This is a genomic window from Streptomyces liliifuscus, from assembly GCF_016598615.1.
In the GTDB taxonomy this organism is placed as follows: domain Bacteria; phylum Actinomycetota; class Actinomycetes; order Streptomycetales; family Streptomycetaceae; genus Streptomyces; species Streptomyces liliifuscus.
Genome location: NZ_CP066831.1, coordinates 6,830,035 through 6,845,299 on the forward strand (window position 1 = coordinate 6,830,035; position 15,265 = coordinate 6,845,299).

The 15,265-nt window shown below is 71.2% G+C and carries 13 protein-coding genes; 6 read left to right on the top strand and 7 right to left on the bottom strand.

Annotation, left to right across the window (positions count from 1 at the left end):
- Positions 1-61: 61 nt before the first annotated feature.
- Positions 62-1,546 carry a hypothetical protein gene (locus JEQ17_RS29530; protein ID WP_200397980.1) on the bottom strand — a complete coding sequence of 495 codons (1,485 nt, stop codon included), beginning with the start codon at positions 1,544-1,546 and terminating at the stop codon, positions 62-64.
- A gap of 276 nt (positions 1,547-1,822) precedes the next feature.
- On the opposite strand from JEQ17_RS29530, the gene JEQ17_RS29535 reads away from it, so the two are divergent.
- Both JEQ17_RS29535 and JEQ17_RS29540 read left to right on the top strand, forming a co-directional pair.
- A complete protein-coding gene (locus JEQ17_RS29535; RefSeq protein ID WP_200401788.1) occupies positions 1,823-2,191 on the top strand; it encodes a hypothetical protein in 369 nt (122 codons plus the stop codon).
- 143 nt (positions 2,192-2,334) lie between these two features.
- Positions 2,335-3,225, top strand: coding sequence for a spermidine synthase (locus JEQ17_RS29540; RefSeq protein ID WP_200397981.1), 891 nt, complete (start codon positions 2,335-2,337; stop codon positions 3,223-3,225).
- A 127-nt stretch (positions 3,226-3,352) separates the two neighbouring features.
- Here JEQ17_RS29540 and JEQ17_RS29545 read toward each other — a convergent pair whose 3' ends face one another.
- Positions 3,353-3,910, bottom strand: a complete 558-nt coding sequence (locus tag JEQ17_RS29545; RefSeq protein WP_200397982.1) for a hypothetical protein — start codon at positions 3,908-3,910, stop codon at positions 3,353-3,355.
- Between the two features lie 132 nt (positions 3,911-4,042).
- Between JEQ17_RS29545 and JEQ17_RS29550 the strand changes: the two genes are divergently transcribed.
- From JEQ17_RS29550 to JEQ17_RS29560, 3 genes are all read left to right on the top strand, one after another.
- A complete protein-coding gene (locus JEQ17_RS29550) occupies positions 4,043-4,756 on the top strand; it encodes a response regulator transcription factor (protein WP_200397983.1) in 714 nt (237 codons plus the stop codon).
- Entirely contained in the window at positions 4,753-6,156 is a 1,404-nt protein-coding gene (locus JEQ17_RS29555) for a HAMP domain-containing sensor histidine kinase (protein ID WP_200397984.1), read from the top strand. The genes JEQ17_RS29550 and JEQ17_RS29555 overlap by 4 nt, the downstream gene beginning before the upstream one ends.
- Positions 6,157-6,259: 103 nt before the next feature.
- Positions 6,260-7,735 carry a glycoside hydrolase family 18 protein gene (locus JEQ17_RS29560; RefSeq protein ID WP_200397985.1) on the top strand — a complete coding sequence of 492 codons (1,476 nt, stop codon included), beginning with the start codon at positions 6,260-6,262 and terminating at the stop codon, positions 7,733-7,735.
- A 165-nt stretch (positions 7,736-7,900) separates the two neighbouring features.
- Here JEQ17_RS29560 and JEQ17_RS29565 read toward each other — a convergent pair whose 3' ends face one another.
- The 4 genes from JEQ17_RS29565 to JEQ17_RS29580 all read right to left on the bottom strand — a co-directional run bounded on the left by JEQ17_RS29565 (position 7,901) and on the right by JEQ17_RS29580 (position 12,708).
- Positions 7,901-9,331, bottom strand: a complete 1,431-nt coding sequence (locus JEQ17_RS29565; protein ID WP_200397986.1) for a GH1 family beta-glucosidase — start codon at positions 9,329-9,331, stop codon at positions 7,901-7,903.
- A 115-nt stretch (positions 9,332-9,446) separates the two neighbouring features.
- Complete coding sequence (locus JEQ17_RS29570; protein ID WP_200397987.1) at positions 9,447-10,364, bottom strand: carbohydrate ABC transporter permease; 918 nt, start codon at positions 10,362-10,364, stop codon at positions 9,447-9,449.
- Positions 10,361-11,389, bottom strand: coding sequence for a carbohydrate ABC transporter permease (locus tag JEQ17_RS29575; RefSeq protein ID WP_200397988.1), 1,029 nt, complete (start codon positions 11,387-11,389; stop codon positions 10,361-10,363). The genes JEQ17_RS29570 and JEQ17_RS29575 overlap by 4 nt, the downstream gene beginning before the upstream one ends.
- A complete protein-coding gene (locus JEQ17_RS29580; protein WP_200397989.1) occupies positions 11,386-12,708 on the bottom strand; it encodes an ABC transporter substrate-binding protein in 1,323 nt (440 codons plus the stop codon). Before JEQ17_RS29580 ends, JEQ17_RS29575 begins: the two co-directional genes overlap by 4 nt.
- Positions 12,709-13,389: 681 nt before the next feature.
- Here JEQ17_RS29580 and JEQ17_RS29585 point away from each other — a divergent pair.
- Positions 13,390-14,445, top strand: coding sequence for a LacI family DNA-binding transcriptional regulator (locus JEQ17_RS29585; protein WP_200397990.1), 1,056 nt, complete (start codon positions 13,390-13,392; stop codon positions 14,443-14,445).
- A gap of 26 nt (positions 14,446-14,471) precedes the next feature.
- Here JEQ17_RS29585 and JEQ17_RS29590 read toward each other — a convergent pair whose 3' ends face one another.
- On the bottom strand, positions 14,472-15,242 hold the full coding sequence (locus JEQ17_RS29590) for a hypothetical protein (protein ID WP_200397991.1): 771 nt from the start codon (positions 15,240-15,242) through the stop codon (positions 14,472-14,474).
- Positions 15,243-15,265: the final 23 nt, after the last annotated feature.

A 15,265-nucleotide genomic window follows, 5' to 3' on the forward strand; every position in this document is an offset into this window, starting at 1 on the left:
GCGCGATCAACCCCCACCGGCCCGCAGGCAGATCACAACGCCCCCAGCGGAGCGCAACGGCTCAGGCAGGCCGCGGCAGCGCCCCGTGCCGCTCCAGGAAGTCCGACACCCCCGAGGCGCGGCGGTGCGGCAGCAGAACCCGCGCCGTCCCCGCCAGCATCGTCTGCACGCGGGACGACTGGACCTCGTCCAGCAGGTCCAGGACGCGCAGTCCGGCCGCGGCCGCCTCGTCGGGGTGCCCGGCGCGGGCCAGGTCGTCGGCCAGCTCGGCCGTGTAGAGCGCGAGGTTGCGGGTGAAGTGCGGGTCCTGGAGCCGGGTCGCGCGCCGAGCCTGATGGGCCGCGCGCGACCAGTCGCCCAGCGTCGACCAGCACTGGGCCTCCAGACCGGCCAACTCGGCGTCTCCGTAGAAGCTCATCCACTCCGGATCGGCGTCGCACGGGCCGCGCCCGTACAGTGCCTGCGCGCGGGTCAGCGCCTGTTCGCAGCCTCTGCGGTCGGCGAGCCCCGCCCAGCCGCCCGCCTCGCGCAGCGAGAGGAGCGACAGGAGCCGCGCCGAGCCCAGCGGGCGCGCCGCGAACTGGGCCGCCTGGGCCGCCCGGACCGCCTCGCGCGGCCGCCCCGCGTCCCGGGCGAGGAAGGACGTGTTGCAGAAGGCGTGCGCCTCCAGGGCCGGGTCCCCGGCTACCCGGGCGGTCGCGAGCGCCTCCGCGTAGTGCGAACGCGCGTCCTCGAAACGCCCCGAGTCGTGTGCCAGCCACCCCACGGAGATGGCCAGTTCACCGGCCCCCGTGTGCAGCCGCTCGGCGGTCGCCTGCCGTGCGGCGCCCGCGTCCAGCAGGGCGTACGCGGCTCGCAGCGGGGCCGAGGCCCTGCGGTACAGCCCGTCGGCGCCGTGCCGGTCGTCCAGCAGCCGGATCTTGCGTACGGCCTCTTCCAGTGCCCCCGCCTCGGCCTCGCCGGCCCGGCGCACGGAACGGTCCGCGGCCGCGGCGACGCCGCTGAACGCGAGCCCTATGGGGCCCAGTGAGGCGGCCGCCACGGTGGCGGTACCGCCGCTCATGAATGCGCGACGTTGCACGTCGCTCTCCTCGTGGTTCTGGTTGTCGATCTCGTGCGGGTCATACCGGTCGTTCGGTTCGTGCGTGCCGTACGTGGTGTCATACGGCTCGTACGCCCCGTCCGTCTCATGCGGGGCGTACATCGGGCTCGTGGTGCGAGGGTCGGGCGCCTCCTCGAAGGTGCGCGCCCCCCGGCCGCGTACCGCCGAACGGGGCACGAACCCCAGGTCCGTCAGCGTCCGGCCGGGGAACATGTGCAGGAACACCCGCTCGTACGCGTAGTTGGGACACCGGATCTCCCCGGCCTCGACCCGCCCGATGTAGCGCGCGTCGCAGCTGACCTGCTCGTCGATCTCCCGGGCGGCCCGTCGCACCGCCGCGGCGAACTCGCCCGGCGAGCGCTGGCCGCGCAGCCGCCGGAAGGCGAGATTCGGCCGCGCCGGCCGAGGTGACTGGGACGACGAGGTCATCGGTGACGACGCCATGGCCGGGCCCTCTCTCACGAACCGTCGAACCATGCCGGAAGCAGGGCGAGTTGATCATGTTGTCGACCCGGCCGCACCTGTGTTTCCGGCGGGCACGAACGTACCCGCTGTGACGAGTCCACCACTCGGGGTTTGGCTACAAAACGGATATCTCATCCCTGATCTGCCATGAACTGCCATCCTTTGCGGCCGAGTTTCGCCGTAGCCGTTGACGCCGAGCGGCGTTGAACCATGCGGTGTGCCCGATCGAGGAGGGGTTCCGTGGTGGAGGCCAGGATGGAGAGCAGGCAGAGCGTCGATCCTTGTGATCTCGTGACCGTCCCCGCTCGGCAGGGGCTGGAGGCGGTCGACATTTTGCGGCGCGGTGCGTCGGCGGAGGCCGTGGGCCCCGTTCTGCATGACGACAGCTGTGACACGCTCGGGTTTCTGGTGCCGCCGGGGACGGCTTCCGCCTGGGATGTCCCGGGCAGTACGTGTACGCGGACCGACGGGCGGGGGCTTCGGCTGGCGCCGGAGCCGCCGGTGGAGGGGTCGGACTGGCTGTTGCCTCCCGGGGAGGCCGAACTGGCCACGGATCCTGCGGTTCTGCGGGCCGCGTTGGGGGAGGCGGCCCGTCTGATCGAGGCGGCGGACAACTGCCGTTGAGGTTGGGCGGGGGGTTTGGGGGCTCGCGGGTCCTTGTCGTCCGCGGGTCCGCGGGGGCTGGTCGCGCAGTTCCCCGCGCCCCTAAAAGAACAAGGGTCCGCTGTCGCTGAGCCGGACTGCTGGGTGCCGTCGATAATGGGTGGATGGCGCGGGCAAAGAACAAACGGGTGGATGACAAGCGGGGCGGTGACAGACGTGGTGGTGCCTCGGCCGTCGTCGAGAGTGTGGACGGGGGGCTTGCCGAGCTCATGCCCGACCGGGACCGGGGACGCGCCTGGACGCTGCTCATCGACGGGGCCCCGCAGTCGCACGTCGACCTCGACGACCCCTCGTACCTGAGCTTCGAGTACCAGCGCAGGCTCGGTCACGTCATCGATCTCGTCGCCCCGCCCGGCAAGCCCGTCCAGGTCGTGCACCTCGGCGGGGGCGCCTTCACCCTCGCCCGGTACGTGGCCGCCACCCGGCCCCGCTCCACCCAGCAGGTCGTCGAACGCGACGCGGCACTCGTCCAACTGGTCCGCCGCGAACTGCCGTTGGACCCGAACGCCCGGATCCGCGTACGGTCCGTCGACGCGCGCGAAGGGCTTGCCAAGGTGCCGGACGGCTGGGCGGACCTGGTCATCGCGGACGTGTTCAGCGGGGCACGGACGCCCGCGCATCTGACGTCGGGCGAGTTCCTCACCGACGTACGCCGGGTCGTCAACGCCGGTGGCCTGTACGCCGCCAACCTCGCCGACGGTCCGCCCCTCGCGCACCTGCGCGGCCAGATCGCCACCGCCGCCGGTGTCTTCCCCGAACTCGCCCTCATCGCCGACCCGACGGTCCTGCGCGGCAAACGCTTCGGCAACGCCGTCCTGATCGCCTCGGCCCTGCCCCTCCCCGTACCCGAACTGACCCGCCGAGCCGCCTCCGACCCCCACCCGGCAAGAGTCGAACACGGCAAGGCGCTGAGGGACCTCACCGGCGGAGCAACCCCGGTGACGGACGCGGCAGCGGTGGCCTCCCCGGCACCCCCGCCGTCGGTGTTCCGGTAGGAACGGCCCTCCGGTTGTTCTGGCTCGGGGCGACGGAAGCGCCCCTGTCTTTCAAGGGGCGTGGGGAACTGCACGACCAGCCCGCACGCACCCGCAGCCAACCCGCGAACCAGGCCACCCGCGGCGCTCAGTAGTCGTTGATGGAAACCCGCGGCGCGGAGTCGTGCCACGTACAGAACACCGAAACCCGATCCGCCCCCGCCGAGAACTCCACCCGAATCCACGTCTCGGTCTTCCACACCTGCATCGACCACCCGGACGCGGGCGTCGCCGACACCAGCGACGCGTACGACTTGCCGAGGTCGAACACGACCCGGCCCCCCTCGGTGTCGTAGCTCTTCACCTCGCCGGAGGCACCCGCGCCAGGAGTGGCGCTCGCCGACTTCGAGGGCGGGGGCGAGGAAGGCGGCGAGGACGAGGGCGGGGCGGACGGCGAACGCCCCGCACCCGGCTCACGGCTCTTCGACGGCCCGGGCTCGGTTCCAGGCCCGGACTCGGGCCGACTCGTCGAGGAGGCAAGCGGCTTCGCGCCCTGCGCGGTCGCCCCGTCCGCCGTGATCGGCAGCGCGCGCGGCGGGTCGTACGCCGTCCCCGCCATCACCGTGTGGACGCCCCACCACGACAGCGTGACCGCCGCGCCCGTGGCGAGCGACCAAGCCAAGCCGTGTACGAGTCCTCTGCGCATCGCGGGCCATACTGCCCCACGCGCCCCACACATGTCCCCTGCCGGTGCCGCACATGTCCCCCGTCGGCGCCGCCCGGACGGTTATCCACAGGCCCCGGACCGGCCCAACCCATATGGCGTACGGTGCGGGCCATGGCAAGTGTGCTCGTGGTCGAGGACGACCAGTTCGTGCGCTCGGCCCTCATCCGGCATCTGACCGAGGCCGCGCACACGGTGCGCAGTGTCGGTACGGCACTTGAGGCGCTGCGCGAGGTCGCCCATTTCCGTTTCGACGTCGTGATCCTGGATCTCGGCCTGCCCGACCTGGACGGGTCGGAGGCGCTGAAGATGCTGCGCGGCATCACCGACGTGCCCGTGATCGTCGCGACCGCACGGGACGACGAGACGGAGATCGTGCGGCTGCTGAACGACGGCGCGGACGACTATCTGACCAAGCCGTTCTCGGTCGAGCACCTGGCGGCACGCATGGCGGCGGTGCTGCGCCGCGCCCGCTCCTCGGCCGGGGAGCCCCCGCCGTCGCCTCAGATCCGCGTGGGCGGTCTGGCCATCGACCCGCTGCGCCGCCAGGCCGAGCTGGACGGCGTACGACTCGACCTGACCCGGCGCGAGTTCGACCTGCTGGCCTTCCTCGCCGGACGGCCCGGGGTCGTCGTGGCCCGCAAGGAACTGCTCGCCGAGGTGTGGCAGCAGTCGTACGGGGACGACCAGACCATCGACGTCCATCTGTCCTGGCTGCGAAGGAAGCTGGGCGAGACGGCGGCCCGCCCGCGCTATCTGCACACCCTGCGCGGAGTGGGTGTGAAGCTGGAGCCGCCGGGGCCGTCGGGAGCGGAGCCGCCGCGATGAGATGGGCACTGGTCAAGGTCTGTGTGGCGGTGACCACCATGGTCGTGGTGGCCTTCGCGGTGCCGCTCGGGCTCGTCATCAGGGAGATGGCAAGGGACCGCGCGTTCTCGAACGCCGAGCGGGAGGCCGCGGCCATCGCCCCCGCCCTCTCCATCACCACCGACCGGGACCAGCTGGAGCGGGTCGTCGCCTCGGCGGGCTCGGACGCGGGGATGGCCGTCCACATACCCGCGAGCGACGGTGTGGAGGCGGTCGACCTCGGCCGGCAGCGCGCCGTCGGCAAGGACATCGCCACCACCCGGAAGCTGGGCCGGGCCTCCACCACCGAGGTCCCCGGCGGCTCCACGCTGCTGCAGCCCGTCGCGCTGAGCTCGGGCGAGATCGCCGTCGTCGAGGTGTACGTGCCCGAGTCGGAGGTCACCAACGGCGTGGCCACGGCCTGGGCGGTGCTCGCCGGGGTCGGTATCGCGCTCATCGTCGGCTCGGTCGCGGTGGCGGACCGGCTCGGCGTACGCATGGTGCAGCCGGCGCAGCGACTGGTGGAGAGCGCGCACGAGCTGGGGGAGGGGAAGCTGGGCGCCCGGGTGCCCGAGGAGGGGCCGACGGAACTGCGGCTCGCGGCGGTCGCCTTCAACTCCATGGCCGACCAGGTGGTCCAACTGCTTGCGAACGAGCGGGAGTTGGCGGCGGACCTCTCGCACCGGCTGCGTACACCGCTGACGGTGCTGCGGCTGAACGCGGCCTCGCTCGGGGACGGGCCCGCCGCCGAGCAGACCCGGGCCGCCGTCGCGCAGCTGGAGCGCGAGGTCGACACGATCATCAGGACCGCCCGGGACGCCAAGCCGCAGACCGCGGCGATAGGCGTGGGCGCCGGGTGCGACGCGGCCGAGGTCGTCCGGGAGCGGATGGACTTCTGGTCGGCGCTCGCGGAGGACGAGGGGCGCAAGGTGCGGGTGGCCGGGGTCGACCGGCCGGTACGGATACCCGTGGCCCGCGCCGACCTGGTGGCCGCGCTCGACGCGCTGCTCGGGAACGTGTTCCGGCACACCGCCGAGGGCACGGCATTCGCGGTCGACGTGCACAACGGCGAGGACGCCGTCATCGTGCTCGTCTCGGACGCGGGCCCCGGCATCACCGACCCCGAGGCGGCGATGGCGCGGGGCGGCGGATCGGGCAGCGACGGCTCGACCGGGCTCGGGCTCGACATCGTGCGCAGGCTCGCGGAGTCGACGGGCGGGGACGTACGCATCGGGCGCTCCGTCCTGGGCGGGACCGAGGTCCGGATCTGGATCCAGCTGGACGGCCGGGAGCCTGAGCGGCGAGGCCACCGGGGCTCGGTGCGCCGACGCCGGTCGACCAAATTGGTCTCGACCTTTAACCGGTCCCGATCCCTTCCTTAAGCGCACCCTAAGATCCCCAACCTCCGTCCGGATCAGGCCGTTTGCCCGTTTCCGGCTCGCTAGCGTGCTGCCGCACCCCCACCCCCCTGAAGGCAGGCACGCGATGAGCACGCACCGGAGCACGGTCAGTGGCAGGAACAAGGCGATCGGAGGCGTGGTCGCCGCGGCCGTGGTCGGCGGTGGAGCCCTCGTGTTCTCCGGTACGGCGCAGGCGGCCGGGGTCGGCGCCGCGTACACACAGACCAGCGACTGGTCGACCGGCTACACCGCGCAGTACGTCGTCACCAACGACAGCGGCGCGGCGAAGCCGGACTGGACGCTGGAGTTCGACCTGCCGTCCGGGGCCGAGTTGAGTTCCCTGTGGAACGGCGAGTCGAGTGTGAGCGGCCGGCACGTCACCGTGAAGCCTCCCGCCTGGGACAAGGACGGGCTGGCCAAGGGCGAGTCGGTGACGGTCGGCTTCGTGGTGAACGGCTCCGGCGCCCCCACCGGCTGTCTCATCGACGACGCCAAGTGCTCGGTGGACGACGGGGCGACCCCGGAACCGACCGGCCGCCCGACGGAGACGGGGACTGGGACGGGGACACCGAAGCCCACCGCGACTCCCACGGCCACCACCTCCCAGACCGCGAGCCCCACCGCCTCGCCCTCCGTGCCTTCCGAGTCCACCGACGGCGGCACCGCGGCCACCGCCGGCTTCGCGCCCTACGTCGACACCTCCCTCTACCCCGCCTTCGACCTGGTCGCCGCCGCGGCTGCCACCGGTGTGAAGGACTACAACCTCGCCTTCGTCACGGACGGCGGCGGCTGCACCCCCAAGTGGGGCGGCGTGACGGACCTCGGCACCGACGCGGTCGCCGCGCAGATCGGCGCCCTGCGCGCCAAGGGCGGCGACGTCCGCGTCTCCTTCGGCGGCGCGGCCGGCTCGGAGCTGGCCCTCAACTGCTCGTCGGCGGACGCCCTCGCGGCGGCGTACGAGAAGGTGGTGGACGCGTACAAGCTCACGAAGGTCGACTTCGACGTCGAGGGCGGCGCGCTCCCCGACACGGCGGCGAACACCCGCAGGGCGAAGGCGATAGCCGAGCTCCAGGCCGAACACCCCGACCTGGACGTCTCGTTCACCCTCCCCGTCATGCCGGAGGGGCTCACCCAGGACGGCGTGAACCTGCTCGCCGACGCCAAGGCGAACGGCGTCGGCATCGACACGGTCAACATCATGGCGATGGACTACGGCCCGGCGTACAGCGGCGACATGGGGACCTACGCCGAACAGGCCGCGACGGCGACGCAGGCGCAGATCAAGGGAGTTCTGGGCCTGTCCGAGTCGGCGGCCTGGAAGGCGGTCGCCGTCACCCCGATGATCGGCGTCAACGACGTGGTGACGGAGATCTTCAAGGTCGACGACGCCACCCAGCTCGTGGACTTCGCCGAGTCGAAGGGGATCGGCTGGCTCTCCATGTGGTCAGCCACCCGCGACAAGCAGTGCCCCGGCGGCACCAAGCCCTCCGCCGACGCGACCTGCAGCTCGATCCTCCAGGACCCCCACGCCTTCGCGAAGGCCCTCGCCGCCTACAAGTAGCCCGACGAGCGGCCCGCGGAAAGCCCGAGCAGCCATCTCCGCACGGGGGTCATGCGCCCCGGCCGGCCTTCCCCCCACCCGGCCGGGGTTCGCGAAGGGGCGCGGCACTCCCCTCACAGTGCCGCGCCCCGTCCCCCGCCCGCCGTGTCCCCCCTGGGAGAGGGGTTATTCGGTCGTGTTCGCCGACGGGAGCGCGCCGGTCCGGGCCGCCTCGCCGTACCAGAGGGCGCTCGATTTCGGCGTACGGGCCTGGGTCGCGTAGTCCACGTACACCGCGCCGAAGCGCTTGTCGTAGCCGTACGCCCACTCGAAGTTGTCCATGAGGGACCACAGGTAGTAGCCGCGGACGTCCGCGCCGTCGGTGATCGCCCGGCGTACGGCCGACAGATGGCCGTGGAGATAGGCGATGCGCTCCGGGTCGTGGACGCGGCCGTCCGGGTCGGGCTTGTCGTCGTACGCGGCGCCGTTCTCGGTGATGTAGAGGGGGAGCCCGGGGGCCTCCGCCGTGTAGCGCATGATCAGCTCGTGCAGGCCCGTCGGGTCGATGGTCCAGCCCATCTCCGTACGCTCGCCCGGAGTCTGATGGAACATCACATCGTCCGCGCCCGGCCACGGCGAGTGTTCGCTCGCCCCGTGGCCGTCCGCGCGCGGGCTGTTCGGCGCGGTCTCGGCGGCGCCGACCAGCGTCGGCGTGTAGTAGTTGAGGCCGAGCGCGTCCAACGGCTGGTTGATCAGGGAGAGATCGCCGTCCAGGACGTACGACCAGTCGGTGATCGACGACGTGTCGGCCAGCAGGGTCTCCGGGTAGGCGCCGTGCAGCATCGGGCCGTGGAAGATGCCGTTGGCCAGGTCGTCGATGCGCCGGACCGCCACCAGGTCCGCCGGGTCCTGCGAACGCGGCCTGACCACCGAGGAGTTGAGGCTCACGGCGATGCTGTTGCGGGCCGGCATCGCGGTGCGCAGCGCCGAAGTCCCCAGCCCGTGCGCCAGGTTGAGGTGGTGCGCGGCACGCAGGGACGCCTCCGGGTCCGTACGGCCGGGGGCGTGCACCCCTGATCCGTACCCCAGGAACGCGCTGCACCAGGGCTCGTTGAGCGTGATCCACTGCTCGACGCGGTCGCCCAGCGCCTCACCGACGATCTGCGCGTACTCGGCGAACCGCAACGCCGTGTCCCGCTCGGGCCAGCCGCCCGCGTCCTCCAGCTCCTGGGGGAGGTCCCAGTGGTAGAGGGTGAGCGCGGGCTTGATGTTGTGGGAGAGCAGCTCGTCGACCAGACGGCGGTAGAAGTCCAGGCCGCGCTGGACGGCGGGGCCGCGGCCCGTCGGCTGCACCCGGGACCAGGACACCGAGAAGCGGTACGCGGTCAGGCCCAGCTCCGCCATGAGGGCCACGTCGTCGCGGTACAGGTGGTAGTGGTCGTTGGCGATGTCGCCGTTCTCGCCACCGGCCGTCTTGCCGGGCGTGTGACTGAAGGTGTCCCAGATCGAGGGCGTACGGCCGTCCTCCCGCACCGCCCCCTCGATCTGGTACGCGGAGGTGGCCGCGCCCCAGAGAAAGGCGGGCGGGAAGGTCACGGGCGTTGCGGGCTCAGACATGGAAGCGCTCCCATGGGAGGAATGGTCGTAGGAGACCAGGGATATGGGGTCGGAGGGGGGAGGAGCAGGGGCCGAGGCAGCGGCGGCTCGGCCCCTTCGTCCGGGGCGCGGCGGTTCAGCCCTTGATCGCGCCCTGCATGATCCCGCCCACGATCTGCCTGCCGAACAGCAGGAAGGCGATGAGCAGCGGCAGAGTGCCCAGGAGCGCGCCCGCCATGATCACCGCCTGGTCGGGTACGTAGCCGGTGCCGAGCGAGTTGAGGGCGACCTGCACGGTGGGGTTCTGCTGGTTGAGCGCGATGATCGGCCACAGGAAGTCGTTCCAGGCCATCACGAACGTCAGCAGCCCGAGCACGGCCATCGCCGGCCGTGCCGCCGGGAAGACCACGTGCCACACGACGCGCAGACTGCTCGCGCCGTCCACCCGCGCCGCCTCGATCAGCTCGCTGGGCAGCGCCTGTACCAGGTACTGCCGCATGAAGAACGTACCGAACGCGCTGACCAGGGTGGGCAGGACGACCGTCTGCAGCTGGTTGGACCAGCCCAGCTCGCTCATCCACAAGTACAGCGGTACGACCGCCAGTTGCGGCGGGATCATCATGGTGCCGATGGTCAGCAGCAGCAGGACGTTGGAGAACTTGAACCGCAGCTTGGCGAAGGCGAACCCGGCGAGCGTGGAGAACAGGACCGTACCGACGGTGATGGTCGAGGCGACGATCGTGCTGTTGAGCATCGCTGTACCGAGACCCGCCTCCTCCCACGCGGTCTCCAGGTTCTTGAACAGGTTCCCGCCGACCCACAGCGGCGGTGGCGTCTCGGAGAGCCGCTGGTTGGTGCGCGAGGCCGCGACCACCGTCCACAGCAGCGGTGCCAGCGAGACGAGGGCGAAGACGGCCAGGACGATGTATGTGACGGGGCCCGCGTGCAGTTGTTTGCCCGCGCCGAGCAGCCGGCGGCGCCCGGTGCCGTCAGGGCCGCCCTTCCCCGCCGCGTCGACCTTTGCCTGAGGAGGCGTCAGTTCTGAAGTGGTCATTGGGACTTCCTCAGCCGTCGGGTGATCAGCAGGTTGATCGCGGCGACGATCAGCAGGATCAGGAACATCGTCCAGGCGATAGCGGACGCCTTGCCGAGGTTGCCGATGATCCAGCCCTGGTCGTACATGTACAGGCCGAGCGTCTGGTACTGGTGCTCGGAGCCGCCCTTGGAGCCGCTGGCCCCGCCGAACAGGAGCGGTTCACCGAACAGCTGCGTCGCGCCGATCGTGGAGACGACCACCGTGAACAGGATCGTCGGCCGCAGCATCGGGATCGTCACATGGCGGAACTGCTGCCAGCGGCCGGCGCCGTCCAGGGCCGCCGACTCGTACAGGTCGGAGGGGATCGCCTGCATGGCCGCGAGGTAGATCAGGGCGTTGTAGCCGGTCCACCGCCAGATCACGATCGAGGAGACGGCGAACTGCGAACCCCACGTCGACTCACGCCAGTTGACCGGGTCGACCCCGACGAAGCCCAGCAGCCAGTTGATCATGCCGCCGTCCCAGGAGTACAGCAGCACGAACACCAGGGTCGCCGCCGCCACCGAGGTGGCGTACGGGGTGAGCATCACGACCCGCCACACGGTGGAGCCACGCAGCTTGTAGTTGAGCAGGTGCGCGATGCCGATCGCCATGATCAGCTGCGGCACGGTCGAGATGACACCGATCGTGAAGGTGTTCTTCAGCGCGGTCCAGAAGAAGTCCGAGGAGATCAGGTTCTGGTAGTTGTCCAGGCCCGCCCAGGTCTGCTGGTCCAGGTTGGACAGCTGCACGTTGTGCAGCGAGTACCAGGCCGTGTACAGCAGCGGGATGAGCCCGAAGGCACCGAAGAAGATGAAGAAGGGGGCGATGAACGCGTACGGCGACGCCTTCATGTCCCAGCGGTACAGCCGGCTGCGCCAGGAGTCGGGGCCCGGGGGCGGTGTACCGCGACCGTGAGCACGGCGCGCCGCGCCCGGCTGGGAGCCGGGCGCGGCGTCGGCGCTCGACGCTGATCGCGCGAGAGCCTGCTTGGAGCTGGTCACTGGCCGAGCACGTCCTTGATCTCCTTGGTGGCAGCGTCCCAGCCCTGGTCGGGGGTCTTGCCCTTCTGCTCGACCTGAAGGATGCCGATGTCCGTGATGGCGGTGCCGATCGGCTGGTCCTTGACGCCGAAGATCTGCGTCGGGATGGTCTTCGCCGAGTCGGAGAAGATCTGCGTGATCGGCGCGTCCGAGAAGAACGCCGTCGTGGCGGCCTGCGGCTTCAGACTCGGGTACGCCGCCGGGATCGACGGGAAGCTCGCCTGCTTGGCGAAGACCTTCGCCTGCTGCTCGGGGGCGGTCAGCCACTTCGCCAGCGCGATGGCCTCCTTCTGGTGCTTGCCCGCCGTGGGCACACCGATGAACGCACCACCCCAGTTGGCCGCGGTGGGTGCCGCCGCGATGTCCCACTTGCCCTTGCCGGCCTCACCGGACTTCTCCTGGATGTAGCCGATCATCCAGGCGGGGCAGGCCACCGTCGCGAACTTGGCGTTGGCGAAGGCCTGGTCCCACGGCTTGTCGAACTGCTTCAGCTTCGCCGACATGTCACTGGTCGCCACCTCCATCGAGGCTTCCCAGGCCTTCTTCACGCCCGTGGACTTGTCCCAGATGACGTTGCCGTCCTCGTCGTAGTAGCGCTGGTCCTCGCCACCGAGTGCCGCGTTGTAGACCGAGGAGGCGGAGTCCACGAACTTGGTGCCCTTCGGCGCCTTCTTCATGTAGTCCTTGCCGACGTCGACGTACTTGGACCAGTCGCCCTTCCACTGCTCGGCGAGCTTGGTGCGGTCCGTCTCAAGACCTGCCGCCTCGAAGAGGTCCTTGCGGTAGCAGATCGCCATCGGCCCGATGTCGGTGCCGAGCCCGATGGTCTTGCCGTCCTTGGTGGTGGCCTGTGCCGTCTTCCAGTCCAGCCACTGGGACTTGTCGACTTCCTTGCCGAGGTCGACGAACTTGTCGGCCTGTGTCTGCACCGCCTCGGCGACGTTGCCGATCTCGATCGCCTGGATGTCGTCGGTACCGGAACCGGCCTGCAGACGGGTGAGTGTCTTCGGCCAGTACACGTCGGTACGGGTGGTGACGTTCTCCTTGATGGTGATGTCCGGGTTCTTCTTCATGTACTCGTCGTAGAGCCCGGCCTGCTTGTAGCCGAAGACACCGAAGGTGCCGATGGTCAGCGTGGTCTTGCCTCCGCCGCTACCGCCGTCCGAGTTCGACGAGCCGTCGTCCGAGTCCTCGGCGCAGCCGGCAAGCAGCCCCGTCGTCAGCGCGGCGACGGCCGCGAGGGCCATCAGCCTGCGGGACCCGCGGGTACTCGTGCGCATTGCGTCCTCCTGTTGCCTGACGTGCCGACCCCCCGGCCAACTGCATTGTTGGGCCCGTTAGTTCACGCTGCGGCTCGGGCGGGGAACGTGCGGGATGTGTATGTGTCAGGTACTGTGGGAGCGCTCCCACAGGTGATGTGTTGAAGGTTCGTCGCTCGGCGCGGGGGTGTCAAGGGAGAGGGCATAGAGATATGTCTTCAGTTATCGGGCTGTTAGCTAACGGCGGTTGGGTTCGGGAGAGTAGGTCTTCGACGGTTGCGGGACGGCCTCGGGAAGGCTCCGGATCGGCCTCGGAGTGGCGCTGCGGCGGACGAATCCTGGACGGGCCCCGGACGTGTCCCGGTCGCGGCGTGGAGGCGGCGAGGCTTTGGGCGGCACCCGGGGGGCCTCTCGGGCGGCCTCCCGGGCGGACCCCGGGGAGACGTTCCGGGCGCCGGGCGGGCAGCGCGGCCGAGTGCCGGGGAAGGTGCGGCCGGGTGCTGAGCGAGTACGGATGGAGTGCCGGCCGGGGGACCGGGGAGTACGACCGGGGCGCCGGGGGCGTACGAGCCGGGTGCCGGCCGGGGCGCCGGGCAGTGCGGCCGGAGTGCGGAGGCCCCGACTCCGGGAGCCCGGTCCCGATCACGACTGTTACATTCCAGGCCAAGCACGGTGAGAGCCGTGCCGGACGGGAGGCGGACCATGGCAGTCCACGGAGCGCGTAGCCGGAGCGGCGGACGGCCGACCCTCGAAGAGGTCGCCGCGCGCGCCGGTGTGGGCCGCGGCACGGTCTCCCGTGTGATCAACGGCTCCCCGCGGGTCAGCGACGCCACCCGTGCGGCCGTGGAGGCGGCGGTCGCGGAGCTGGGATACGTGCCCAACACGGCGGCCCGCGCCCTCGCCGCCAACCGTACGGACGCGATCGCCCTGGTCGTCCCCGAGCCCGAGACCCGCTTCTTCGCCGAGCCGTACTTCTCCGACATGCTGCGCGGAGTGGGCGCGGCGCTCTCCGACACCGAGCTGCAGCTCCTGCTGATCTTCGCGGGCAGCGACCGGGAGCGGCGCCGGCTGGCCCAGTACCTGGCGGCGCACCGGGTGGACGGGGTCCTGCTGGTCTCGGTCCACGCGGACGACCCGCTGCCCGACCTGCTGGCCCAGCTGGAGATCCCGGCGGTGATCAGCGGCCGGCGCTCGGCCGACGAGACGCTGCCGTCGGTGGACTCGGACAACTTCGGCGGCGGCCGGTTCGCCGTGGAACACCTGATCGCCCAGGGCCGGCAGACCATAGCCCACCTGGCCGGACGCCTGGACGTGTTCGGTGCCCAGCGCCGTGTCGACGGCTACCGCGAGGCGCTGCGCGACGCGGGACGCGAGGTCGACGACCGCCTCATCGTCCCCGGAGACTTCACGGAGGAGGGCGGCCGCCGGGCGATGAAGGAGCTGCTCGCCGTCTGCCCGACCCTGGACGCGGTCTTCGCCGGCTCCGACGTGATGGCGGCCGGCGCCCGCCAGGTCCTGCGCGAGGCCGGCCGCCGCATACCCGACGACGTGGCCCTCGTCGGCTACGACGACTCGGCCATCGCCCGCCACATGGACCCGCCCCTGACGAGCGTCCGCCAGCCGATCGAGGACATGGGCCGCGCGATGCTCGGCCTCCTGATCGACGAGATCGCGGACCGCCGCCCGGCGGTGTCCCGGGGACTGGAGCGACGGCAACTGGTACTTCCTACGGAACTGGTGGCACGGGCTTCTTCGTAGGGAGGCCGCAGCCTTCGGGTGGTGCCCTACCGAGTGAGGGACCACACCGCCCAGGCGATCAGGCCCGCGCCGACCAGCACCATCACGGCGGACACCGACCGAGGCAGCGACTCGCGGGACCGGCGACGCAGCTGCGGCCGCAGCTGCGGCCGCGGTTGCCGCTGTGACTGTGGCTGTGCCGCGCCCGCGCCCGGAGGTCCGGCAGGGGCCGGCCGCCCGTACGTTCCCGTCTGCGCCGGGGGTGGTTGAAAGGGAGCCACCAGCGGGGGCCGGGTGTCCCAACTCCCGCTCCCGTACCGCTGTTCCAGCATTCCCGTGGCCGACCGCCGCCACCGGACTCCCGCCGCGTCCGTGAACTCCACGACACCGAGGGCGGGTTGGGAGGGATGGGCGGGACCGGGGCCGGTATCGCTCGTGGGCAGCAGGGCGCTGACGCTCTCCCCGGCGTGCAACAGCCCGCCGGTGAGGCTCGTGGGGAGGGGTCGGCCGTCGTAGTGAAGTGCGACGTCCCTGACGGGCTGGTCGCTCCCGTTCGTCGCCTGAAGACTCCAGCCGACCCACTGCTCGGCCAGCGGCGACGGCCGGCTCCGCATCACCACCTGAACCAGGGAGGCCTGGACCACCTCCGCCCGCCGCTCGGCCTCCCTCGCGAGTTCCCGCTCCCGCTCCTCGACCTCCCGGGCCATGGCCGACACCCGCGCCGCCTCCCGCACGGAGTGCCGATGCCCGGCATAGCTCGTGACCACCCCCGCCACCCCGACAACGACCCCGACCACCCCGACGACTGCCTCCAGCATGCTCGTAACTGTGGCGGGGTGCG